The sequence below is a fragment of the Bradyrhizobium sp. STM 3561 genome, assembly GCF_045571455.1.
GTDB classification, from domain to species: domain Bacteria; phylum Pseudomonadota; class Alphaproteobacteria; order Rhizobiales; family Xanthobacteraceae; genus Bradyrhizobium; species Bradyrhizobium vignae.
On sequence record NZ_CP120696.1, the window covers coordinates 303,864 to 326,229 of the forward strand.

General features: G+C 62.1%; 19 protein-coding genes and 3 pseudogenes. 13 read left to right on the forward strand and 9 right to left on the reverse strand.

The window, feature by feature from the left end; translation table 11 throughout:
• Positions 1 to 24: 24 nt before the first annotated feature.
• Both P6U28_RS40855 and P6U28_RS40860 read left to right on the forward strand, forming a co-directional pair.
• A pseudogene (locus tag P6U28_RS40855) lies at positions 25 to 594 on the forward strand (adenylate kinase).
• 112 nt (positions 595 to 706) lie between these two features.
• Positions 707 to 933 (forward strand): annotated as a pseudogene (locus P6U28_RS40860) (hypothetical protein); the annotation flags it as partial.
• Positions 934 to 1,077: 144 nt separating this feature from the next.
• Here P6U28_RS40860 and P6U28_RS40865 read toward each other — a convergent pair.
• Positions 1,078 to 1,971 (reverse strand): LysR substrate-binding domain-containing protein, encoded by an 894-nt coding sequence (locus P6U28_RS40865; RefSeq protein WP_407123339.1) that lies wholly within the window; start codon positions 1,969 to 1,971, stop codon positions 1,078 to 1,080.
• 110 nt (positions 1,972 to 2,081) lie between these two features.
• On the opposite strand from P6U28_RS40865, the gene P6U28_RS40870 reads away from it, so the two are divergent.
• The 5 genes from P6U28_RS40870 to P6U28_RS40890 all read left to right on the forward strand — a co-directional run bounded on the left by P6U28_RS40870 (position 2,082) and on the right by P6U28_RS40890 (position 7,805).
• Positions 2,082 to 2,831 carry an SDR family NAD(P)-dependent oxidoreductase gene (locus P6U28_RS40870; RefSeq protein WP_407123340.1) on the forward strand — a complete coding sequence of 250 codons (750 nt, stop codon included), beginning with the start codon at positions 2,082 to 2,084 and terminating at the stop codon, positions 2,829 to 2,831.
• Between the two features lie 21 nt (positions 2,832 to 2,852).
• Positions 2,853 to 3,704: a transketolase gene (locus P6U28_RS40875; protein WP_407123341.1), complete on the forward strand. Its 852-nt coding sequence runs from the start codon at positions 2,853 to 2,855 to the stop codon at positions 3,702 to 3,704.
• The gene (locus P6U28_RS40880; protein WP_407123342.1) at positions 3,701 to 4,711 is read left to right on the forward strand and encodes a transketolase family protein; all 1,011 of its coding nucleotides are present in this window, start codon (positions 3,701 to 3,703) and stop codon (positions 4,709 to 4,711) included. The genes P6U28_RS40875 and P6U28_RS40880 overlap by 4 nt, the downstream gene beginning before the upstream one ends.
• A 179-nt stretch (positions 4,712 to 4,890) precedes the next feature.
• Positions 4,891 to 5,916 (forward strand): TRAP transporter substrate-binding protein, encoded by a 1,026-nt coding sequence (locus P6U28_RS40885; protein WP_407123343.1) that lies wholly within the window; start codon positions 4,891 to 4,893, stop codon positions 5,914 to 5,916.
• Positions 5,913 to 7,805 (forward strand): TRAP transporter large permease subunit, encoded by a 1,893-nt coding sequence (locus P6U28_RS40890; protein WP_407123344.1) that lies wholly within the window; start codon positions 5,913 to 5,915, stop codon positions 7,803 to 7,805. The genes P6U28_RS40885 and P6U28_RS40890 overlap by 4 nt, the downstream gene beginning before the upstream one ends.
• A gap of 52 nt (positions 7,806 to 7,857) precedes the next feature.
• On the opposite strand, the gene P6U28_RS40895 is transcribed toward P6U28_RS40890, so the two are convergent.
• Entirely contained in the window at positions 7,858 to 9,630 is a 1,773-nt protein-coding gene (locus P6U28_RS40895) for a tannase/feruloyl esterase family alpha/beta hydrolase (RefSeq protein WP_407123345.1), read from the reverse strand.
• A gap of 115 nt (positions 9,631 to 9,745) precedes the next feature.
• Here P6U28_RS40895 and P6U28_RS40900 point away from each other — a divergent pair, with 115 nt between their 5' ends.
• Positions 9,746 to 9,919, forward strand: a complete 174-nt coding sequence (locus P6U28_RS40900; RefSeq protein ID WP_407123346.1) for a hypothetical protein — start codon at positions 9,746 to 9,748, stop codon at positions 9,917 to 9,919.
• Between the two features lie 122 nt (positions 9,920 to 10,041).
• Here P6U28_RS40900 and P6U28_RS40905 read toward each other — a convergent pair.
• Positions 10,042 to 10,695 (reverse strand): annotated as a pseudogene (locus tag P6U28_RS40905) (fumarylacetoacetate hydrolase family protein).
• A 391-nt stretch (positions 10,696 to 11,086) separates the two neighbouring features.
• On the opposite strand from P6U28_RS40905, the gene P6U28_RS40910 reads away from it, so the two are divergent.
• From P6U28_RS40910 to mdlC, 5 genes are all read left to right on the forward strand, one after another.
• Positions 11,087 to 11,554 (forward strand): MarR family winged helix-turn-helix transcriptional regulator, encoded by a 468-nt coding sequence (locus P6U28_RS40910; protein WP_407123519.1) that lies wholly within the window; start codon positions 11,087 to 11,089, stop codon positions 11,552 to 11,554.
• 46 nt (positions 11,555 to 11,600) lie between these two features.
• Complete coding sequence (locus P6U28_RS40915; RefSeq protein ID WP_407123347.1) at positions 11,601 to 13,310, forward strand: FAD-dependent oxidoreductase; 1,710 nt, start codon at positions 11,601 to 11,603, stop codon at positions 13,308 to 13,310.
• A gap of 72 nt (positions 13,311 to 13,382) precedes the next feature.
• Positions 13,383 to 14,708: an MFS transporter gene (locus P6U28_RS40920; protein ID WP_407123348.1), complete on the forward strand. Its 1,326-nt coding sequence runs from the start codon at positions 13,383 to 13,385 to the stop codon at positions 14,706 to 14,708.
• Positions 14,709 to 14,735: 27 nt separating this feature from the next.
• On the forward strand, positions 14,736 to 16,184 hold the full coding sequence (locus P6U28_RS40925) for an aldehyde dehydrogenase (RefSeq protein WP_407123349.1): 1,449 nt from the start codon (positions 14,736 to 14,738) through the stop codon (positions 16,182 to 16,184).
• Positions 16,185 to 16,220: 36 nt separating this feature from the next.
• Positions 16,221 to 17,834 (forward strand): benzoylformate decarboxylase, encoded by a 1,614-nt coding sequence (gene mdlC, locus P6U28_RS40930; protein ID WP_407123350.1) that lies wholly within the window; start codon positions 16,221 to 16,223, stop codon positions 17,832 to 17,834.
• Positions 17,835 to 18,013: 179 nt separating this feature from the next.
• Here mdlC and P6U28_RS40935 read toward each other — a convergent pair whose 3' ends face one another.
• The 6 genes from P6U28_RS40935 to P6U28_RS40960 all read right to left on the reverse strand — a co-directional run bounded on the left by P6U28_RS40935 (position 18,014) and on the right by P6U28_RS40960 (position 21,336).
• Positions 18,014 to 19,423: a DUF2130 domain-containing protein gene (locus tag P6U28_RS40935; RefSeq protein ID WP_407123351.1), complete on the reverse strand. Its 1,410-nt coding sequence runs from the start codon at positions 19,421 to 19,423 to the stop codon at positions 18,014 to 18,016.
• 319 nt (positions 19,424 to 19,742) lie between these two features.
• Positions 19,743 to 19,916 carry a hypothetical protein gene (locus P6U28_RS40940; RefSeq protein WP_407123352.1) on the reverse strand — a complete coding sequence of 58 codons (174 nt, stop codon included), beginning with the start codon at positions 19,914 to 19,916 and terminating at the stop codon, positions 19,743 to 19,745.
• A 144-nt stretch (positions 19,917 to 20,060) separates the two neighbouring features.
• The gene (locus tag P6U28_RS40945) at positions 20,061 to 20,246 is read right to left on the reverse strand and encodes a DUF3606 domain-containing protein (protein WP_407123353.1); all 186 of its coding nucleotides are present in this window, start codon (positions 20,244 to 20,246) and stop codon (positions 20,061 to 20,063) included.
• Between the two features lie 442 nt (positions 20,247 to 20,688).
• On the reverse strand, positions 20,689 to 20,994 hold the full coding sequence (locus P6U28_RS40950; RefSeq protein WP_407123354.1) for a hypothetical protein: 306 nt from the start codon (positions 20,992 to 20,994) through the stop codon (positions 20,689 to 20,691).
• A 34-nt stretch (positions 20,995 to 21,028) separates the two neighbouring features.
• Positions 21,029 to 21,238, reverse strand: a complete 210-nt coding sequence (locus P6U28_RS40955; protein WP_407123520.1) for a hypothetical protein — start codon at positions 21,236 to 21,238, stop codon at positions 21,029 to 21,031.
• Positions 21,190 to 21,336, reverse strand: a complete 147-nt coding sequence (locus tag P6U28_RS40960; protein WP_407123355.1) for a hypothetical protein — start codon at positions 21,334 to 21,336, stop codon at positions 21,190 to 21,192. The genes P6U28_RS40955 and P6U28_RS40960 overlap by 49 nt, the downstream gene beginning before the upstream one ends.
• Between the last annotated feature and the right edge of the window lie 1,030 nt (positions 21,337 to 22,366).

Below are 22,366 nucleotides of genomic sequence, written 5' to 3' on the forward strand. Positions count from 1 at the left end.
CGAAGCCGACTTGACGGAGGAATGATGAGGCTTGTTGTCCTAGGACCACCTGGCGCCGGTAAGGGAACGCAGGCGGGCAGGCTGTCTCAAACACTCGGGATCCCACAGCTCTCCACTGGTGACATGCTGCGCGCAGCCGTATCTGAGGGAACCGCGATCGGGCGACACGTGGCGGAGATCATGGAGCGGCGACCTCGTCCCGGATGGTCTCGTGGTCCGGCTGATCGCCGAGCGCATTACAAAGCCTGACGCGCAGCGTGGTTTCGTCCTGGACGGATTTCCGCGCACGGTGCCCAAGCTGAAAGTCTTGACCATCTCCTAAAGGGTCAGGAATTGAGCCACGTCCTCGAGTTGAAGGTCTGCGAGAAGCACTTGCTGGATCGGATCCTGGGACGAGCCATGCAGGCCCGCGAAAGTGGGAAGGCGGTGCGGGCCGACGACAATGAAGAGGCGCTCAGCGCGCGTCTGACAGCGTACGCGAACGAGATCAGGCTGCTGACCGACTATTACGCTGCCAAGGGATTGCTCAGAACGGTCGACGCGTCGCAGCCAGTTGATCATGTTACGGCGGCGCTTGTTCGAGTAATTGAGTGAGCGAAGTTGCCGCAACCCGGGGCGACAAATCTCCGGATAAGTTCAAGCAGGTCGGGCGCGGAGCTCTCTCACAGGCGCCGACCATCTGGTGTTGACGGCGGACGGGAGCGGGGTGAATTTCCAGGTGACGGTGCCGAAGATCCTGGTGAGCAACCCGGACGGACTTGCCGCGATGGCCTATCTCAAACGCGACATGGCGATCCTGGCGATAGCGGTCGAGAGTGGTCCGATCATACCAAGCGGTTGGCTGCGCGCGTTCCGGACCTTGACATCTTTTCGCATGGTCTGGTCGAGCGTGAAAACGGTAGCTGGGAGATCACTGCGAAGGGGCGAGCCGTGTCATAGAGGCCCGTCCTGGCATCGATCCGGCGGAGCCCGTTCAAGACTGTCGGATCCACTGCCGTAGCTTATACGGCAAACGGGACGATTCAGCTGCTCGCTATGGTTTTATTTCCGTTTGCAACGCTTGAACAAGGCATGCGCTCATTCCGCGGAACGCGTGTTATCCTCAAGCTGCGCAATGACCCAATCTGCAAAGGCTCGTACCGCAGATCTCTGTCGACTGGCGCGCGGGTAGATTAGACGGTGACCGACGTAGCGGATGTCGTTTGCGCGCCCTGCCAAAGGAGCGACCAATCGTCCGCTCGCCAGCTCGCGTTCAGCAAGAAGCGTTGATTCCAGCGCCACTCCCAATCCCTCTGCAGCCGTCGCGATCGCGAGAAAGCTGCGATCGAACCTCATGCCGTGGAGCGCAGGTGCTTCCAATCCGTTCGCAGTGAACCATTGGTGCCACTGAACCTGCTTCACGTCAGAGCGGATCAGCGTCTGATCGAGGAGATCGGCAGGCTTCCTGATCGATTTCGCGAGGGTAGGCGAGCAGAGCGGGGTGACCGTCTCCTCCGGGAGCGGAACAACCTCCACACCCTCCGCGCGCGGCGGACCGTAAACAATGTCGATATCAAAATCATCGTTGCTGAAGCGAGCGTAATCCGTGCTCGCAGCTAGGCGGACTTCGAGCTTCGGATAAGCGGCGAGAAACTGTGCAAGTCGCGGGGCAAGCCATTGCGCGGCAAAGCTCGGCGCGGAATGGACGCGCACCAATTGCGGCCCGCGCGCGGCGACTTCCTCGAGACCGCGGCGGAGCTGATCGAACGCCGCTCCGGTATGGCGCATCAGGTTTTCGCCGGCCGGCGTGAGCCGTACGGATCGCGCGCTCCGCTCAAACAATACCGTCCGAAGCGTGTCCTCCAGCTTGCGGATGGCATGACTGACCGCACTCGGTGTCAGGTGAAGCTCATTCGCCGCATCGCGAAACGATCCTGTGCGAGCAGCAGCTTCAAAGGCGCGAATTGCCGATATCGGGACGTTTGACAGCATCCCATAAGTGAACCAGATTCATCCATCCGTGACAACTGTGCGTTTGTCTGTTGCCCGTCCGCGGTGCATTCCTAGCCTTGCCAAGGAAAAACAAGGAGTGGAGGGAACTGATGCTGCTCAGCGGTAAGACGGCTATCATTTCGGGCGCAGCCTCGCCCCGCGGCATCGGGCTTGCCACGGCGCGCCGGTTCGCTACCGAGGGCGCGCGGGTTGCCATTCTCGATATCGATGCTGCAGCTGCAGCGGGTGCAGCGAGCACTCTTGGTACAGAGCATATCGGGCTGCCGTGCGACGTCGCTGACAAGTCATCATGCGAGCGGGCGGTCGCTCGCGTAGTGGAAGCATTCGGCGGCATTGACATCTTGATCAACAATGCCGGCATCACCCAGCCCGTCAAGCTTTTGGAGATTTCGGCGGCCGACTGGGATCGCATTCAGGACGTCAATCTGAAAGGGGTTCTTTTCCTCTCCCAGGCCGTGATCCCGCATATGCGTGCACGGAAGTCTGGATCAATCGCGTGTATGTCGTCCGTCTCGGCTCAGCGCGGCGGCGGAATCTTTGGAGGACCGCACTATTCGGCTGCGAAGGCAGGCGTGCTGGGTCTCGCCAAGGCGATGGCGCGCGAGTTCGGCCCCGACGGCATCCGCGTCAATTGCGTCACGCCCGGTCTGATCGGCACCGATATCACCGCCGGGAAGCTGACGGACGAAATGAGGGCGAAAATCCTGGAAGGCATTCCGCTCAATCGTCTCGGCACGGCAGAAGATGTCGCCGGCATCTACACTTTCCTGGCTTCGGATCTCTCCGCCTACGTCACTGGCGCCGTGATCGACGTCAATGGCGGCATGCTGATCCACTGAGGCGGAACAAGGTCCAGATCGATGGAAACCTCTACCAAGACGCTAACTAATACGCCGACGCTCGCGGATCGGGCCTACAACGTTCGACGCAATGCGTTGCGCATGGGGGAGGTTCAGGGCCAGGGCTATATCGCACAGGCGCTGGACATCTCTGACGTTCTCGCCGTGGCTTACTTTCACGCGATGCGCTACCGTCCTGAAGATCCATCATGGGAGGGGCGGGACCGCTTTCTGCTCTCCAACGGGCATTATGCCATTGCGCTCTATGCGGCTTTGATCGAGGCAGGAATCGTCCCCGAGGAAGAACTCGAAACCTATGGCAGCGATGAAAGCCGTCTGCCGATGTCGGGCATGGCCTCCTATACGCCGGGAATGGAAATCTCGGGCGGCTCGCTCGGGCTTGGGCTCAGCATCGCTGTCGGCATGGGCCTCGGCCTCAAGCGCAAGAAATCCGACGCGCGGGTTTATACGCTGTTCTCGGACGGCGAGTTGGACGAAGGCTCCGTCTGGGAAGCCATCCAGTCGGCGGGCCACTACAAGCTCGACAATCTGATCGGCATTGTCGATGTCAATAACCAGCAGGCGGACGGCCCGTCGACGCAGGTGATGGCGTTCGAACCGCTGGTCGACAAGCTTGAGGCCTTCGGCTGGTTCGTGCAGCGGATCGACGGCAACGATCTCGATGCCGTGATTGCCGCATTCGATGCCGCCAAGTCCCATCCTGAGCCCAAGCCGCGGATGATCATCGCCGACACGCTGATGGGCAAGGGCGTTCCCTTCCTCGAGCAGCGCGAAAAGAACCATTTCATCCGCGTCGAGCAGCACGAATGGCAGCTCGCGCTGGCCGCGCTGGAAGCCGGGAGGCAGGCATGAAGACCGTCAGATCAGCGCCCCTGCCGGGCAAGCCGCGCCTGACCACCTCAGCCATGATCGCCTCGATCGCGGCCGAGGGACAGAAAACGAAGCCAGCGCCGTTTGGCCATGCGCTGGTCGAGCTCGCGCGCAGCCGTCCCGATGTGGTCGGCATGACGGCCGATCTCGGCAAATACACCGACCTGCACATCTTTGCGAAGGAATTTCCGGACCGCTATTACCAGATGGGCATGGCGGAGCAGCTTCTGTTCGGCGCCGCTTCAGGCCTTGCTGCCGAAGGTTTCATGCCGTTCGCGACCACTTACGCCGTGTTCGCATCCCGCCGTGCCTACGATTTCATACATCAGACGATTGCGGAGGAAGACCGCAACGTGAAGATCGTGTGCGCATTGCCCGGCCTGACCTCTGGCTATGGCCCGAGCCATCAAGCCGCGGAGGATCTCGCGCTCTTTCGCGCCATGCCGAACATGACTGTCATCGACCCATGCGATGCGCATGAAATCGAGCAGCTGGTGCCTGCGATCGCGGCGCATGAGGGGCCCGTCTACATGCGCCTTCTGCGTGGCCAGGTGCCGGTGGTGCTGGACGAGTACGACTACAAGTTCGAGCTTGGCAAAGCCAAGCTGATCCGTGACGGGAAGGACGTTCTGATCATCTCATCCGGCATCATGACCATGCGTGCGCTCGAGGCATTGCAAACTCTGAAGAACGACTGTGTCGATGCTGCGGTACTCCACGTTCCGACCATCAAGCCGCTCGACGCCGAGACGATATTGCGTGAAGCCGGCAAGTCAGGCCGCCTGGCCGTCGTTGCCGAAAACCACACGATGATTGGCGGTCTCGGCGAGGCGGTCGCCGCACTCCTGATGCGTTCAGGCGTCCATCCGCCTTTCCGCCAGATTGGATTGCCGGACGAATTTCTTGACGCCGGCGCACTTCCGACACTGCACGACCGCTACGGCATTTCCACTGCCGAAGTCGCAAGGCAGATCAAGCAGTGGCTTTAGCGCACAGGCACTAAGCACCAGTCAGGCCAAATCCGAGTGAAAAGTTGCGACCGCTGCATGTTGCGGCGGACGAGCGATCGCTGTTGCGCAAACGCGGGCGGTCGAAGAGCCCGGACAGCTGAAAACCAGCAGCGGCTCATGCAGCCGGCACAACGTTAATACAGGATCAGGAGGAAAACATGACTGTTTCGAAGCCCGGAAGCATCAGCCGCCGTTCGCTCTTGATGGCGGCTACGGCCGTACCTCTCTGCGGGATTCTGACCCGCCCGGCATCCGCCGCAGAGTTCGTGTACAAGTTCGCGACAGGACAGGATCCGACGCATCCGGTGAATATCCGGGCGCAGGAAGCGATCGACCGCATCAAGGAAGCGACCAGCGGCCGGTTGGAAATCAGGTTGTTTCCAGCCAACCAGCTCGGCTCCGACACCGAGCTCATGACGCAAGTCCGCAGCGGCGGCGTCGAGTTCTTCAATCAATCCTCTTCGATCCTTGCCACCCTGGTGCCTAGCGCCGGCATCGTGAACACGGGCTTCGCTTTTGCCGACTACGGCAGCGTGTGGAAGGCGATGGACGGCGATCTCGGCACTTACATTCGGGCGCAGATTGCGAAGACGCCGATCATGGCGGTCTCGAAGGCCTGGGACAACGGCTTCCGCCAGGTGACGTCGTCGGGTCGCGAGGTGCGGGCGCCGGATGATCTGAAGAATTTCCAGATCCGCGTTCCGCCCGCGCCGCTGCTGACCTCGCTTTTCAAGGCGCTCGGCGCCGGGCCGACGCCGATCAATTTCAACGAGGTCTATTCCGCGTTGCAGACCAAGGTCGTCGACGGCCAGGAGAATCCGTTGCCGATCATCGCAACCGCGCGTCTCTATGAAGTGCAGAGCACGTGCAGTCTGACCGGACATGTCTGGGACGGCTACTGGATCCTCGGCAACAAGCGGGCCTTCGAGCGCCTGCCCAAGGACGTGCAGGAGATCGTGACACGCGAGCTCGACCGCTCTGCCCTTGATCAGCGCGCCGACATCGCCAAGCTCAGCCAGTCCCTGCGCACCGATCTCGCGGCCAAGGGCCTCAAATTCATCGACGTCGATCGTGCCGCCTTCCGCCAGGCCTTGTCCAAAACTAGCTTTTATGCCGACTGGAAGGGCAAGTTTGGCGAGGAGGCATGGTCGCAGCTCGAAAAAGCCGCGGGCCAGCTATCATGACCAGCATGAGTCATACGCCGCATGTCGATGCCGGTGCGGCGGCCGGCAAGTCTCAAGCGGCCTCGCGGAGCTGGGTGGTGACGGCGAACACCGTGCTCGGCCATGTCGTCGCCGTCCCGGCGGCACTGCTCGTGCTGGCGGAGATCGCGGTGTTGTCCGCGGCGATCGTGGGCAGATACGTATTCCGCTCGCCGATCGTCTGGTCCGACGAACTCGCCGGCATTCTCTTCCTATGGCTTGCGATGCTCGGATCGGTGATTGCGTTCCAGCGCGGCGAGCACATGCGGATGACCGCGGTCGTCGGCGTTCTCAGTATGGAAGCTCGTGCATTCCTGGATGTCGTCGCGGCCGCGGCATCGCTGGCGTTCCTCGTCCTCGTCGTCTGGCCGGCCTATGAGTTCGCCGCCGACGAGGCATTCGTCACGACGCCGGCACTCGAGATCGTCAACAGTTGGCGTGCGGCGGCCTTGCCAATCGGGATCGCGCTGATGCTGATCGCAGCGGTCCTCCGGCTTATTCGAATCGCGAGCCTGCGCAGCTTGCTGGGTTCCCTGGCGATCGTCGCCGGCATTATCGGGACTTTCGTTCTGCTGGGGCCGGTCTTGAAGCCGCTCGGCAATCTGAACCTTTTGATCTTCTTCGTCTTCGTGGTCGGCGCGATGGTCTTTGCGGCCGTACCGATCGCGTTCGCATTCGGCCTTGCTACCGTCGGCTATCTCGCCCTGACAACCAGCACGCCCGACGTGGTGATGATCGGGCGCATGGACGAAGGCATGAGCCACTTGATCCTGCTCGCCGTGCCGCTGTTCGTCTTTCTCGGTCTGCTGATCGAAATGACGGGAATGGCGCGCGCAATGGTCAGCTTCCTGGCTAGCCTGCTCGGCCACGTTCGGGGCGGACTGCACTATGTGCTGGTGGGAGCGATGTATCTGGTCTCGGGCATCTCGGGCTCCAAGGCTGCGGATATGGCGGCGGTAGCTCCGGTATTATTTCCCGAGATGCGGCAGCGCGGGGCCAAGCCGGGCGATCTCGTGGCGCTCCTGGCCGCGACCGGCGCCCAGACCGAAACAATCCCACCCTCACTCGTCCTGATTACGATTGGCTCGGTGACAGGTGTGTCGATCTCAGCGCTGTTCACCGGCGGGTTGCTTCCGGGTGTGGTGCTCGCAGTCATGCTCGCGGCCGTAGTGTGGGGGCGATACCGCCGCGAGGACCTGTCTCACGTCAGAAGAGCGACAGGGCGGGAGATCGGCCGCGCCTTCGTCATCGCGATGCCGGCCCTCGCCCTGCCATTCGTGATCCGGACGGCTGTCGTCGAGGGCGTCGCGACCGCAACGGAGGTTTCGACGATTGGCATCCTATATTCGACCTGCGCGGGCCTCTTCATCTACCGCCAGTTCGACTGGCGCCGCATCTATCCGATGTTGGTCGAAACGGCTTCGCTGTCGGGAGCAATCCTGCTCATCATTGGCGCCGCCACCGGGATGGCCTGGGCGCTGACCCAGTCGGGATTTTCTGCCTCTCTTGCCAAGTTCATGACTAGCCTTCCCGGCGGCGTCCCCGTCTTCCTGGCTGTCACGATCGCGACGTTCGTAATCCTGGGCAGCGTCTTGGAAGGTATTCCGGCCATCGTTCTGTTTGGCCCGCTGCTGTTCCCGATCGCGCGGCAGGTCGGGGTGCACGATGTCCACTACGCAATGGTGGTCGTCCTCGCCATGGGCATCGGTCTGTTCGCGCCGCCATTCGGGGTCGGTTACTACGCAGCCTGTGCCATCAGCCGCATCAACCCGGATGAGGGCATGAAGCCCATCGTCGGCTACATGATCGCGCTTCTGATTGGAACACTTGTCGTCGCCGCCGTGCCCTGGCTATCGATAGGTTATATTTAATGAATAGGCGACAATCCTCCGGAGCCCACTCGCGCCTCGGCCCTGCAGCTTCTCACGGTGCGGCTTCTCTGCAATCGTAACTCTCTGCCACGCTGCTATTGCCTCCGACATAATGTGGGTAGTTGGGATAGCGGCACATCGGACGGGAGGCCTTCAGCGCAAAGGGCGGCGTAGCCCCCTTAACGGTTTGGATCAACGCGTCGGCCGGAGCGATGCCGTCGCTGGCCCAATGGTCGAGTGGCTCAAGCAAATCGACCATGGTGGGGATCGCGACGCCATCCGGTACGGTGGCGCCATTGCCGGTGTGGGTCGAGCCAGGCGAAAGATAAAGGCGCGCCGAGGCATCGACTGTGGTCCGACCGAGTTTAGTCACGACTGACTGGAAATAGTTGATACCCGCAAGTGGGCTCTGCGCGAGGTCGGCCAAGTTCTCTCGCATGATCAGCTTGCCGCCATGGGCAAAGAACGCAGACAGATCAGGATCGGTGGAATCGAGCAACTTCGAGACCTCCTCGAGGCGGGCGCGAAACTTTTCCGGGCGATAGCTTCGCACATCGAATTTTTCGTCCCGCGCGACCACGAAACGCAGAGCGTTCGCGGCATAGATCCACTGTTGCGAAGCCGTGACCACGTCAAGTGGCTCGGTTGGCGGCGCAGTGCCGACCACCCAGCGCGCCATGGTCGATCGGTCGGGGTCGGGTGTTGTCTCGTTGCCATAGAGCCATTGCGGATAGATGGTGATGCTGTTCGCCATCGCGAACGGGAAGCGGTGCGGTGTATGAACCGCCTGGATGGAGGCGATCTGCGGGTCCGACAGGCAGTTGTCGCCCTTATCCATTCCATCAGGGCAGCGCAATGCCACGAGATTCACCTTGGGCTGGCAGGCGAATGCATTGCTGACGATACCATCGCGAAGGCCGTCAAGCTCGTCGCAAGCCTTCATCACGAACTTTGCCAGCATGTCGGTCTTCGCTGGATTGAGCCAGCCCCCCTCGAACTGCGGCAGCACGTGCGGGATGTAGGACTGGAAGAGCATCGACAACTGCACCACCGGCACGACACTGACGACGCCGTCATAGTCGGCCGGGAAGCGCTGAGCCATGGTGAGTCCTTCGCGGCCACCCTCGGATCCGCCGAAATAGTAGATCCGCACCGGCCGCCTGCGATAAAGCGCTTGGCTCAGCACGACGGCCACATCGCGCACCTTCTTGTAGGATGCATAAGCATAGTTGGTTAGCATTTCGTCGTTGAGCGCGAACTTGCCGATCGAGTCGCGAGGAAAGCTCGAAGATTGATGGCCGGAATCGGTGCCGACCGTCGCATAGCCACGCGCAAGCGGCAGGATGTCGTCGGGCGCAGCATCGCGGAGGGGCGCCAGACCGGTGATGAGGCTGCCATTGTAGCCGCCGCCCCCATATTGCACCAACTTACCGTTCCAGGCTGCCGGCAGGTTAAGCTCGAAGTTGATCAATTGGGCCGTCGGGTCAACCGGGGCTATGGTGCCCAGTACTTTGCAGAAATCGGGTGTCTTCGCCTGCGCTGCTGCTGGCACGAAGCTTACAGAGGCGACGACGGCATTCCCGCTGGGAAGCCCGATCAATGTGGCAGGAATGGTCCGATCGGCAAGTCCTTTGCAGCCGTCCTGAAAGGACTCGCCGGCGACCGAGCGTCCGCCGGCCAGGAGCACAATCATCGCGCCAAGCGCCAGACCGAAAGCGGGGGGCGATCGGAGCCGCCTTGCTTGAGCAGAGAGGCCATTGTTTCTGCAGATCATGATTTCACTTCCTAGCGATGTTTCTGTTGCGCAGAGCCGGGACGCACGCATGACTTGTCCCGCGAAGACACCGAGCTGTCAAATGTCTGATACGGACGCAGGATGGTTTTTGTCGAAACGCTCAACGCTTGGCAGCCACGGCGAATCAAACTCTTGACACCGCACCGTGACGATCGTGCTGCAGGCGCTGGCACGGCGCGTGGCTCGCATCAAGCCCGCAGGTGAGGCTACACCACATCTGAACAATACCTTGAGAGGATGGAAGACGCTGCCCGCCCGGCTCATCGCGCGTAACCGATTAGCCGTCACATCAGGACATAACTTCCGCGTGCTTTCGTGAATATCACTTCCTCGCAACTGTAGCGACGGACTGATCGACTTTGCTAGCGGCCGCTGCCCCCGCACACGTCGAGCGGTATTCCGGATATCAAGTCGATCGGGCGCCGGCGTATGGTGTTGGTGTCAGCCGCGCACGCGCCCGATCTGTGTCAGACGTCGCTCAGAGAGCGCCTTTTCTGCTGCCTGGCAAATGCGATTGCTCAGCGTTCCGATGCCCTCGATTTCGACTTTGCATATGTCACCGGCTTCGAGAAACAGGGGTGGATTGCGTGTGGCGCCAATGCCAGCGGGGGTGCCGGTTGCAATCAGATCACCAGGTTCAAGCGTCATCGTGGACGACAGATCTGCAATGATGCGAGCGACGTCAAATATGAGGTCTCCAGGGCTTCGATCTTGCACGACTTCACCATTGACGCGGGTAGCGATCCGCAAATCCTTGGCCCCCAACTCATCCGCAGTCGCAACGACCGGGCCGACCGGGCCGGTCCCACCGAAATTCGATAGTCCACTGAGGGGTACGCAACTGGAAGTCCCGGTAGCTCAGGTCGTGGAACGCCGAGTAGCCGAATACGTAATCGAGTGCCGTCTCTCTACAGAGGCATTTCGGACTTGCCTGCCGACGACAACGATCAGTTCGCCTTCGTGGCGGAGCTTGCTCGAGAGTGGACTGAGGGGAAACGCCTGGTTGTGCGAGGCTAAGGAAGCGGCGGTCGGCAGAAATACCACTGGATGCTCCGGTACGGGAGCGCCGGTCTCCTTCGCGCGACCATGAGTAATTCAAGCCAAGACACAAGATTTTAGAAGGCCTTTCAATGGGCAGCCGATAGATCTGCTAAAAGGAAAGACGGGCAGCGCGCCGCCCACTGCGGCCGCGACGACCATGGGCGAACTCATCAAAAAGGGTGATCGAGCCGGCGCTGTGGCGGTCTCGAAGTTGCGGTTCGACGTCAATGCACAGCGCCTTCCGCAGCCGACGATATCTGGGCCGAACGAGGTGCCGAGGGAGCCAGGGCCAACAGTGTTTGCCGGTTCAGACCGGGACGTTGCGGACTTCGCGGCGAACAGCAATGGAGCGCACAAGGCAATCGCGGTCGAGGATCTGGATCGATGCAGCGAAATAGGCCAAATACATTCTCGAATTCAGACCGCTTCCCGAAGGGCATTTACATTGAAAACCAGGACATCAGGAACAGCGTGGCGGCATGCCAATGTTGGCCGCCTGCTCAACAACGCCGTGCGGCGCTTCGAAGGCCGCGTGCTCGAATTGATGGGCGAGCGGGGCCATGGCGAGACGCGCATCGCTCACGTCAGCCTGACCCGCAATCTCGACGTGGAGGGGACACGCCTCACCGAACTTGCCCGCCGCGCCTCCATGAGCAAGCAGGCGATGGGCGAACTGGTGGATCAGTGCGCCGAGCTCGGTCTCGTCGATCGTATCGCCGACCCCACGGACCGGCGCGCGCGCATCGTCATGTTTACACCGGCCGGGCGCAAATGGCTGGATGCCTTTCGCGATGCCGTCGATATTGCCGAGCAGGAGATGCGCGCCGAGCTTGGCAAGGCCGCAATGGACGCGATCCTGAAGGGCTTGGCGGCCTATGGCGAAAGCTTCGATACGCTCGATGAGCCCGATTAGTCAGGCTGCTTGACGACTTAGTCAGGTTACCTTACCATGCAGGATAATGCTGGTAGGGAGAAGCGTCTTGGAAACACGTCTGACGGCCGCGGTGCTCATCGTCGGCGGAGGGCCATGCGGGCTGATGCTGGCCAACGAGCTTGGCCGGCGCGGCGTCACCGCGATCCTGATCGATGAAAAGCCGGGGACCGCGTTCAATCCGCAAGCCAATGCGACGCAGGCGCGCTCGATGGAGCACTACCGGCGGCTGGGTTTTGCCGAGGAGGTCAGGCGCGAAGGGTTGCCGGCCGATTATCCGACGGACGTCGCGTATTTCACGCGCTACACAGGCTACGAGCTGGCGCGCTTTGCATTGCCGTCATCCTCGCGCGCGGGCGAGCTTATCAAGGGCATGTCGGGCTCCTGGAGCGCAGCGGAGCTGCCGCACCGGGTCTCGCAGAAATATGTCGAGGCGGTGCTGAGGCGTCACGCTGAACGGCTTCCCGGCATCAAGCTCAACTACGGCCACCGGCTGGTCAGCTACGTCGAAAGCGATGACGGCATCGTCGGCGATATCGAGTGTCTCGACGACGGCGGCCGCTTTCAGGTTCGCGCCGACTTCCTCGTCGGCGCCGACGGACCGCGCTCAATGGTGCGGCAGTCGCTCGGCATCGTCTACGGCGGCGAGACCGGCACGCAGCGCGATTTCATGGGCGGCCGCATGTTGGCCGTCTATCTCCGCTCGCCGGAGTTCTACGCAAGCGTCCCCCATGCCAAGGCGTGGATGTACAATTGCTTCAACGGCGACCGCCGCGCCTTCATGGCGTCCGTGAACGGGCAGGACGAATTCGCCTTTCACACCCAGCTCCGGCCGGGCGAAGACGAGAGCGCGATCACGGGCAACGAGGCCAAAGCCGCGTTCCAGCGCGCCTGCGGCGCGCCGATCCCGTGCGAGGTCCTGTCCTTCTTGACCTGGACCGCAGGTCACGCGCTGGTCGCGAACGGGATGCAGCGGGGCAGGGTGTTCCTCGGCGGCGACGCCGCGCATCTGTTCACGCCGACCGGCGGGCTCGGGTACAACACCGCGATCGAGGATGCAGTCAATCTCGGCTGGAAGCTTGCCAGCGTGGTGAAGGGCGCGAGCCCTGTCTCGCTGCTCGACAGCTACGAAATCGAGCGGCGCCCGGTGGCGCTGCGCAATACCGACTATGCCCGGCGCTTTGCGGACTCGCTCGGTCTCTTCGCACCTGCGCCGGAGATCGAGGATGCCACGGACGAGGGCAGCGAGGCGCGACGGATCGCCGGCGCTTATCTCGAGCAGCATGCCCGTGCCGAGTTCAACATCCCTGGCGTCACCTTCGGCGGGCGCTACGATGGCTCGCCGATCATCGTCTCGGATGGTAGCCGGCCGCCGGCGGATGCCGCGAATGTCTACGTGCCCAGCGCTTGTCCCGGCGGTCGCGCGCCGCACGCCTGGCTGGACGACGGCGTGTCTCTGTACGACCTGTTCGGATTCGAATGGACGCTGCTCCAATTCGGCGAAGGCGCCTCGGCGCGCGCGGCGGTCGCGGATGCCGTCCGCAACCTCGGCATCGACGTGAAGCTCGTCACGCTGCCGGCGTCCTTGCGCGACCTCTATGAGGCGGACCTCGTCCTGATACGTCCGGATCAGATCGTTGCGTGGCGCGGTAGCGCGTCTCAAGCGGGAACGATCGGACACGTCCTTGCCCGCGCGCTCGGGCGTAGAGCAAGCAAGGTCGCCCGACTGGCAAGCTGATCGGTTTTGCGCATCCAATCTGCGGACGCGCGGCAATAACAACAAGACGACAATAACACCGGAGGAGGAAACATGACCACTGGAGCATTCGAGGACTACGACGACGATCGTGCAGCCGCCCTCCGCGCCGGGCAGACGGCCGGCAGCCGCCGGCGCATCCTGATCGCTGGCACCATCGGCACCGCCATCGAATGGTACGACTTCTTCATTTATGGCCTTATCGCGCCGCTGGTGTTTGACCAGCTGTTCTTTCCGAAGTTCGACCAGCTCACGGCGAGCATTGCAGTCTTCGCGACGTTCGCCGTCGGATTTCTGGCGCGTCCGCTCGGCGGGCTGGTGTTCGGCCATTTCGGAGATCGCCTGGGCCGCAAATCGGTCCTCTTGTGTACGCTGCTCCTGATGGGGATCGCGACGATGTCGATCGGGCTGCTGCCGACCTACGCCGTCGCCGGCGTGGCCGCGACCATCGCGCTGGTCTTGCTGCGCTTCCTCCAGGGCTTTGCGCTCGGCGGCGAGTCGACCGCGGCGATCCTGATGGCGATCGAGACCGCGCCCGGCCACCGACGCGGCCTCTCCGCCGCTGTGATCCAGGCCGCAGGCCCTGTCGGCGTTGTGCTCGCCTCGTTTGCGGCACTCGCGATCTCGCGGCTGCCGCAGGCAGACCTCTTGTCATGGGGCTGGCGCGTTCCGTTCCTGATCAGCGCAGTGTTGGTGGCGCTCGGCGTCTACATGCGCTGGCGCATCGAGGAAAGCACGACGTTCCGCGAGGCGGAGGAGACTGCATCGGTGCCGGCCGTCGAGGCGTTGCGCGGGCACTGGCGGCCGATCCTGATCGTGTTCTTCGCCGAGATGGCCCAGACCTCCTACTTTTACCTCACCGCCATCTTCACCATTTCCTTTGCGACGCGCCAGCTCGGCGTCCAGAAGGACGTGATCACGCAGGCCGTGCTGCTCGCCAATCTGGTCGGACTGGTTGCCATGCCACTCATCGGCGCCTGGTCCGATCGGATCGGACGCAAACGCCTGTTCCTGGCGGGCCTCGTGCTCGCGGCCGCCTCGATGTTCGCGTTCTACGGCGTCGTTGCAAGCCGCGAAACGCTGCTAGTGACGAGCGCGGTGATCCTTGCCGCGGGCATCATCCATCCGCTGATGTTCGGCACCGAAGGAAGCTATTTCCCCGAGCTGTTTCCGACCCGGATCCGCTTCACCGGCGTTTCGATCGGCAAGCAGCTCGGCACGGTGCTCGGCGGCGGCATCGCGCCGCTGGTCGCCACCAGCCTGTTCGCGCAGACGGGCTCCACTTACGCGATCACGGGCTACTACGTTGCTCTCGCATTCGCGGCGGTGATCGCGCTTGGTTTCGCGCAGGAAACCAGCAAATCGCGGCTACTCGGCTGAGCCGGGCCAACTTTCAGGGAGATTATCATGGACGTCAGTCTTCTCATCAACGGCCAGGATCGGGCCGCTTCCGGTGGCAAGGTGTTCGAGCGGCGCAACCCGCTGTCGCAGGAGGTTGCCAGCCGCGCGGCTGCCGCGGCGGTGATCGATGCCGACGCCGCAGTGGCCGCGGCCGCGGCCGCCTTCACGGCGTGGTCGGCGCTCGGCCCGAACGCGAGGCGCGCGCTGCTGTCGAAGGCGGCAGATGCGCTCGATGCAAAGCGTGATGCCTTCATCAAGATCATGATGGCGGAGATCGGCACGACGGAGGTCTGGTCGGCCTTCAATGTCAAACTTGCCTCCGGCATGCTGCGCGAGGCAGCGTCGTTGACGACGCAGATCGCAGGCGAGGTGATCCCGTCCGACAAGCCCGGCTGTCTCGCAATGTCCGTCCGCCAGCCGGCCGGCGTGTGCCTCGGCATCGCGCCATGGAACGCTCCGATCATCCTCGGCGTCCGCGCCGTCGCGACGCCGCTCGCCTGCGGCAACACGGTGGTGCTCAAAGCCTCCGAAATCTGCCCGGGAACGCACCGGCTGGTCGGCGAAGTGTTCAGGGATGCAGGCTTCCCGCCCGGCGTCGTCAACGTCGTGACCAATGCACCGACCGATGCTCCCGCCTTGGTCGAACGCCTCATTGCCAATCCTGCGGTGCGGCGGATCAACTTCACCGGCTCGAGCCGCGTCGGCCGTGTCATCGCTGAGCTCGGCGGACGCCATCTCAAGCCGGTGCTGCTCGAGCTCGGCGGCAAGGCGCCCTTGGTGGTGCTCGACGATGCCGATCTCGACGCGGCGGTCGCGGCTGTGGCGTTTGGCGCCTTCATCAACCAGGGCCAGGTCTGCATGTCGACCGAGCGCGTGATCGTGGACGAGGCAGTGGCCGCGTCCTTCGTCGAGAAACTTGCCAAGAAGGCGAGCGCGCTTCCCGCCGGCGATCCGCGCTCGGGTCCGGTCGTCGTCGGCTCGATGATCGACGAAGCGCCGGCCAAGCATGTCGTCGCGCTGATCGACGACGCCATCGGCAAGGGTGCCATCAAGCTCGCGGGCGGCGAGCGCAAAGGGACGGTCGTCCCGGCAACCGTGCTGGATCGTGTCGCGCCCGGCATGCGCATCTACACCGAGGAAAGCTTTGGCCCCGTCGTCTCGGTGATCCGCGCGAACGGCGTCGACGAGGCCGTGCGGCTCGCCAACGACACCGAATACGGCCTGTCGGCCGCCGTGTTCGGCCGCGACGTCGCCCGCGCGTTGACGGTGGCGCAGCGCATAGAAAGCGGGATTTGCCACGTCAATGGCCCGACCGTGCATGACGAGGCGCAGATGCCGTTCGGCGGCGTGAAGGGCTCCGGCTATGGCCGCTTTGGCGGCCAGGCCGGCATCGCCGAGTTCACCGACCTACGCTGGATCACCATCGAGACGCAGCCTCAGCACTATCCGTTCTAAGGGCTTGAGAAGCGAAGTACCCAAAGGAAACTCCCAATGAATTCCAAAGTCCTGACGGTTCGGGAAGCCACCCTCGGTGTGCTTCGCTCCTTCGGCGTCGATCGCGTCTTCGGCAATCCCGGCTCGACGGAGCTCGCTTTTCTCGGCGACTGGCCCGATGACATCGACTACGTGCTCGGCTTGCAGGAAGGCTGCGTCGTCGGCATGGCTGATGGCTACGCGCAGGCGACGGGCCGGCCGGCTTTCGTCAATCTGCACTCGGCGGCCGGGCTGGGCCATGCACTCGGCAATCTCTTCACGGCGTTCCGTAACAAGACCCCATTGGTCGTGACAGCGGGGCAGCAGGCGCGCAGCCTGCTGCGAATGCGGCCTTATCTGTTTGCCGAGGATGCCGAGCAGTTTCCAAAGCCCTACGTGAAATGGAGCGCGGAGCCAGCGCGCGCCGAGGATGTCCCCGCGGCGATTGCGCAGGCCTTTCTCGTCGCCATACAGCATCCGCGCGGTCCGACCTTCGTGTCCGTCCCGTCGGATGACTGGGCGGGGCCTGCTGTCGCTCCGCCGGTGCGCCACATCGCGACCGAATTTGCGCCCGACGCGGCGGCGATCGTTCGGCTCGGTGCTGCCATCGCCGCAGCCAAGAGACCTGTCTTCGTCGTCGGGCCCGACATCGACCGCAACGGCTGTGTCGAGGCGATGGTCGCGGTCGCCGAGCGGGCGAGGGCGGCTGTGTGGGCAAGCCCGATGTCGAGCCGCTCCAGCTTTCCGGAATTGCATCCGCAGTTCGCGGGCTTCCTTCCGGCGGCCCCGGGAGGGCTCGCCCGCGCCTTGCGCGGTGCCGACCTCATCGTCGTGGTCGGCGCACCCGTGTTCACCTTCCATATCGAAGGACAATGCGAATTGCTCGATGACGGAACGCCGGTCTGGCAGATCACCGACGATCCGACCGAAGCTGCGGCGGCGGCGGTCGGCGATACCATCATCAGCACGCTCCCAAATGCGCTCGCGGCACTTCAGTCGGCACTGCCCGAAGTCGCAGGGCGCGAGGCGCCGGCCGCGCGGGCATTGCCTGCCGTGCCTGCGGCGCAGAATCCGATTCCGCCGGCCTATGCGCTGAGCCGGTTGTCGGCGCTGATGCCGCCCGATGCGATCGTGGTCGAGGAGACGCCGTCGCATCGTCCCGCCATTCAACAATTTCTGCCTATGCGCGGCGCGGACAGCTTTTACACCATGGCGAGCGGCGGGCTTGGCTACGGCCTGCCGGCCTCCGTCGGCGTTGCCTTGGCGAAGCCGGGGCGCCGCATCGTCTGCCTGATTGGTGATGGATCGGCGATGTACTGCATCCAGGCGATCTGGACCGCTGCGCAACGCGGCCTGCCCATCACCTTCGTGGTGATGAACAATTCTGGCTATGGCGCAATGCGTGCATTCAGCCAGATCATGCAAGCCCATCGACCGCCTGGGATCGACCTGCCCGGGCTCGATTTCGTCGCTCTCGCTAGAGGACTTGGTTGTTCCGGAAAGCGCGTCACACTGGTCGAGCATCTTGAGGTGACGCTCAACGAGGCTCTCACGGCAAAGGGACCAACGCTCCTTGATATCGTCGTCCACGGTGCCACAATTGACCTCTTTAGCTATGGACCCGCAAACTGAACAGGAGTATCGCACCATCTTCGCCGAGGGGTTGATCCTACCGGGTGGCACCCTTGCGGATTGCCTTTGGCAAGTTATACTAAGATATTGAATTCGTTCGCGCATAACATAGATTATGGAATAAATTCCTATTACCCGAACGTCAGAAATTGCGTTGTTTTGCCTCGCTCCGGCCTGCCTCACTCCGCAGCTTCAGCGGGCGGACTCTTTAGCTCAGCAAATTTCGCCGCCATCGTCGGATTGCCCCGGGTCAGCTTCTTGATCGTCACGTCCTGCGCCTTGTCGTTCGCCAGGCGGAGATTGCGGTCTGCACCGATCAATGCATCCTTTGTTTTCTGGAGATGATCGATGGACTTATCGATCTCGGCGATCGCCGTCTGGAAGTGCCTGGAAGCAAGATCGTAGTTCTTCGAGAATGCGGTCTTGAACGTCTCTAGCTGGCTTTCAAACTGCGTGATGTCGATATTCTGCGCTCGCACAAGCGCAAGCTCGGCTTTATACTTGAGCGAGTTGACGGCCGCATTCCGCAAGAGCGTGATCATCGGCAGGAAGAACTGCGGTCGGATGACATACATTTTTGGGTAACGGTGGAAGACATCGACGATGCCGGTATTGTAAAGTTCGTTGTCCGGTTCAAGCAGTGAGACCAGGATGGCGTATTCGCAGCCCTTCTCGCTCCGGTCCCGGTCGAGCTCCTTCAGAAAATCTTCGTTCTTGCTTTTCGTCGCTGTTTTGTCGCTTTCGTTCTTCATCTCGAACATAATCGAGATGATCTCAGTGCCGGCCTCGTCCGCGTCCCGAAAGATGTAATCGCCCTTGCTGCCGGTCCGCGCGTCGTTGTCTTTCTCGAAGTACGCCCGCGGAAATGCCATCGACCGAACCCGGTTGAATTCGGTCTCGCAGTGCTGTTCAAGGGTCTCCCCGACCATCTTGGTCGAGAGACGGGCCTTCATATCCTTAAGGCGCTCGATCGCGTCCTCGCGATCCTTGATTTGCGTCTCGTACTTGTCCTTGAGCGACTGCTCAGAGAGCTGTTTTTCAAGCTGAACCTGCTTGATGCCGTTTTTCAGCTCATCGCGCTCTTTCTCGATCGCGCCGACCGCTTCACTGACGGCGAGTTTCTTCTCAAGTTCAACGGCCTGAAGCTTGGCCTTCAGCTCCTGGATTTCTTTTTCCTTGGCGGCAGTGATTTTGTGCTGCTCGCTGGCGAGGAGCGCTTCAGCAAGTTCCGAGGCCGCCTTCTTTTCGCGTTCGGACTCGGTCAGCGCGTTCGCGAGCCTGTCACGCTCTTTTTCCACGGTGCTGACCGCTTGGGTGATAGCCAGCTTCTGGGCGGCCTCCCTCCCCTCAAGCTTGGACTTCAACTGCAGGATTTCAGCGTCCTTGGCGGCCGTGGTCTTCTGCAGATCGTTGCTCGCTTGGGCCTTGGCCAGTTCAACAGCGCTCAGCTTGTCGCGCTCGGCCAATTCTAGCCGTTCATGGAGTTGCTGCGCGAAATCCGCGTCACGCACCTGCTTCAGAATCTCGGCATAGCCGGACTCATCGACTTTGAAGGCCTTCGCGCAGTGCGGACAAATGATCTCGTGCATGTTCCTGGCCGGCTGCGGGCCCGCAGAATCGGCATGGGCCCCTGAGAACAAAATTAGAACAAGCAATTTTGAAGGGTCAAGCTGAAAGGGGCCGCTTCGGGCATTTTGATGTGGCAAACCCCTACCCTGCAGGCGCAGGCCAGGTTTAGGCAACGGAGCGGAGCGCACCATCAGCGCATTCCTGCCAAGGCCGGCGTCTACTCGCGAGTCGGACGGCGAGCTGCGCTCTCGGCGCGGATCATCGCGGTCTCCAAAACGGCGCGGTTGATCTCAGCGGACCTGAACTTCCGATACATCCCTCCTGCCGCTGCCGCAACAGTCAGTAGCTGTCGTCAAGCGCGAGCATGGCGCGGGCAAAAAGCGGAGCCTTGCTCTCAAGCACCTGTCCCGGAAGGCAGGCCACCCTAGGCGACGCCAAGTCGATCAGCGCGATTTGAGAGCGATGCTCTCTCATGGATTCGAGCACTTTTTGGAAGTCGGGCAGCTGCTTCACGGGTTCGGATATGCCGTGACCCATCCTGTTTCAGCTTTCGATCAGAGCGATCTGCTTCGATACGATATCCGCTTTTGGCGATGTGACCCGTCAGCTTCGTTCAGCCGCTCGACTTACTTCTTCCGATCCATCATTACCGGCGGCCTAGCGGCCGAGCCGCTTCTCGACCCGCTTGCGGGAATTGCCGACCTTCTTGACGGCCTTCTTCACCGCCGATGCCGAGCGCCCGGTCTTCCTGGCTTCATACCGGACTTCGTAATCCTGCCCTTTCGCGACCCGGGCGCGATCCTGTTTGCGTCCACGCGCGGTCTTCTTCTTCGCTGCGGCCATCGGCTCCTCCTCTTTAGAAGTGGCGGCAATGCAACGCTGCAAGGATTCAAGGGTTCCGTTCGTTGCAGGCCGCAGCTCAGTGGCCACTGGGATGGCCATGGAGGATTGGCGCCCATCCATCAAGCAGCAGACCGTCCCAGGAAATAACGCCCTCATCCCATCTCGAGGCGTGCTCGCGGTACGTCGGAGCCCAATGAGGGCTCCATCCGATGATCTGGTCGTTGAGACCGTCGTGCACGCGACACAGCATATCGGGATCGAACGTGTTCATCGAGTTCATGCCGGGTGCCCGGGATCGACGTCCTTGGGCGTCTTCTTCTCCCGCTGAGGTGTCATCCGCGCCGGACTTTCCGTGCCGGGTACGCCGCGCGACCCAGCTGATCGCGCTGGATGTCGTCCTCGGAGCGTTGGGGCTCCGCGCCAATTGTGGGCTTCACAGGCATCATTCCATCCGAGCCTTGTCTTTCAGGTCACGGATCCGGGTCTCGGCCTCCTCCTTCGAGGTGACGATCTCCGATTCATCCGGCACCCGTGCGATCGCGCTGAGCCTCTTGAGCTCGGCGAGTTGTTCTGCAGTTGGTTTTTCCATCTTCGAATCCTTGAGCGCTTGCACGACGGCCTCGTCGTCGAGCACATCCAGCAGCTGGTTTATGGTTTGCTCGCAATCTCTGGGACCAGGCTCGACATACCGGGCCAGAATGCCCTGAGCGTCTTCCAACGCCTTCGCAATTCGCTGTTCCGGATCCATGACCGGTACTCCAGATACTCTGAGGCAAACGCCGCTATGAACGGCCCGTTCCTTTGCTTAGCCCCTTGAACGAGCTGGCTCGAAGGAGCCCTTCGGAGGTGATGTCGCGGTACTCTATGTCAGCATAGAACTTCGGTTCGACCCACGTGGCCTTCGGCTTTCTGATGGTCTTCGTCAACCTCTGCTTCGGGCTGACTACGGTATCGAGACCTTGCGGATCTGCGCCGAGGTGGTCCGGCTCCAGCCCGTGCCTACCTTACCCATGTAGACAAGGTCTTTGCCTTCCTTCTTGCCCAGATAGAGCGCGGCCACGCCAGATGGGTCCTTGATGAAGCCGACCACGGGAAACTTGCCCTTTTTGGACCACCCTTGATCTTCTGCCAGGCTTCGAACCGGTCCGATCGGTATGGCGCGTCGACGCGGTTGAGATGATGCCCTCGTAATTCAACTTGCTGGCGGCGACGAACAGCGAATGCCCGTCCTCTTCATGGTGTTCACTTAAGAAGCTGGGCTCGTCGAGCTTGTGCTCCTCGATCAGCTGCTAGAGGAGTCGCTTCCTTTCGATCGCGAACGAGTCGACTTTCATGGCCGGCCTTCGCAAGAACGGCCGAGCAACCAGCGGCCTGGGGCTGGCTTAGGCCGAAGGTGCTCGACCGCCTGGTCGCGGGGCAACCCGCGGCCAGGCACCACCATATGCGCCACGGTGGTGCCCTTCAGTGCGATACGGTGCACGGCCATCATTAAATTTCGGGCAAGGCGAACGGCCGGTCGGGCTGCGAAGCTGCTTTCGGCCCGGAGTTGCTTGAGGTAGCCTACCTCACCTCTCAGTCGCCGGCGAAGCTCATGCAAACCGGAGATCGGCGCATCGGCAGAACTGTCTCCTACAATGCCGGTTGGCGCCGGAGAATTCAGGCCAATTCTCGCAGCTGCGTGCCTATGCTGCGGACCATCACTTGCGGTGAGGCGCGTAGCGCTGGTCATCGGCAACTCGGCCCATAGGCATGTGCCGATCTTTCCGACCCCATTGCCGTCAAAGATATCGCTCCGGCTGGCGGTCCAGAGGGGTTGACTGCCAACCGCCAAGGTTGAAGGGTATTTGCATCACCGTCCGGATCGTAGCTTTTATCGGTGACAGAGAGACAGTTGTGCTCCTCGCCCACTGCCGAGACCATGGCTGTGCCGATTTCGCCCTTCATCCCGGCAGATCGGCTTGGGGGAGTTGCCCGCGCGGAGTTTTCTGGAGTGACTTGGTACGTGCGCCCTCTTCCATTTTGGTGATGAAATGCAGCCAGAGCTCGCGAACGTCTTGATAACTGACGAGCTTACGAAGAGGGGGCAGTTGCGGCCGAGGCTCTTTCAGGAGCGAATGCCG

Bases quoted from the DNA above. Each gene is read 5' to 3' on its own strand.
- P6U28_RS40890 (WP_407123344.1), top strand. From the start codon at position 5,913: ATGACCAGCATGAGTCATACGCCGCATGTCGATGCCGGTGCGGCGGCC.
- P6U28_RS40935 (WP_407123351.1), bottom strand. From the start codon at position 19,423: ATGCACGAGATCATTTGTCCGCACTGCGCGAAGGCCTTCAAAGTCGAT.
- P6U28_RS40885 (WP_407123343.1), top strand. From the start codon at position 4,891: ATGACTGTTTCGAAGCCCGGAAGCATCAGCCGCCGTTCGCTCTTGATG.
- P6U28_RS40875 (WP_407123341.1), top strand. From the start codon at position 2,853: ATGGAAACCTCTACCAAGACGCTAACTAATACGCCGACGCTCGCGGAT.
- P6U28_RS40925 (WP_407123349.1), top strand. From the start codon at position 14,736: ATGGACGTCAGTCTTCTCATCAACGGCCAGGATCGGGCCGCTTCCGGT.
- P6U28_RS40865 (WP_407123339.1), bottom strand. From the start codon at position 1,971: ATGCTGTCAAACGTCCCGATATCGGCAATTCGCGCCTTTGAAGCTGCT.
- P6U28_RS40895 (WP_407123345.1), bottom strand. From the start codon at position 9,630: ATGCGTGCGTCCCGGCTCTGCGCAACAGAAACATCGCTAGGAAGTGAA.
- P6U28_RS40950 (WP_407123354.1), bottom strand. From the start codon at position 20,994: ATGGATCCGGAACAGCGAATTGCGAAGGCGTTGGAAGACGCTCAGGGC.
- P6U28_RS40880 (WP_407123342.1), top strand. From the start codon at position 3,701: ATGAAGACCGTCAGATCAGCGCCCCTGCCGGGCAAGCCGCGCCTGACC.
- P6U28_RS40945 (WP_407123353.1), bottom strand. From the start codon at position 20,246: ATGGCCGCAGCGAAGAAGAAGACCGCGCGTGGACGCAAACAGGATCGC.
- mdlC (WP_407123350.1), top strand. From the start codon at position 16,221: ATGAATTCCAAAGTCCTGACGGTTCGGGAAGCCACCCTCGGTGTGCTT.
- P6U28_RS40870 (WP_407123340.1), top strand. From the start codon at position 2,082: ATGCTGCTCAGCGGTAAGACGGCTATCATTTCGGGCGCAGCCTCGCCC.
- P6U28_RS40915 (WP_407123347.1), top strand. From the start codon at position 11,601: ATGCTGGTAGGGAGAAGCGTCTTGGAAACACGTCTGACGGCCGCGGTG.
- P6U28_RS40920 (WP_407123348.1), top strand. From the start codon at position 13,383: ATGACCACTGGAGCATTCGAGGACTACGACGACGATCGTGCAGCCGCC.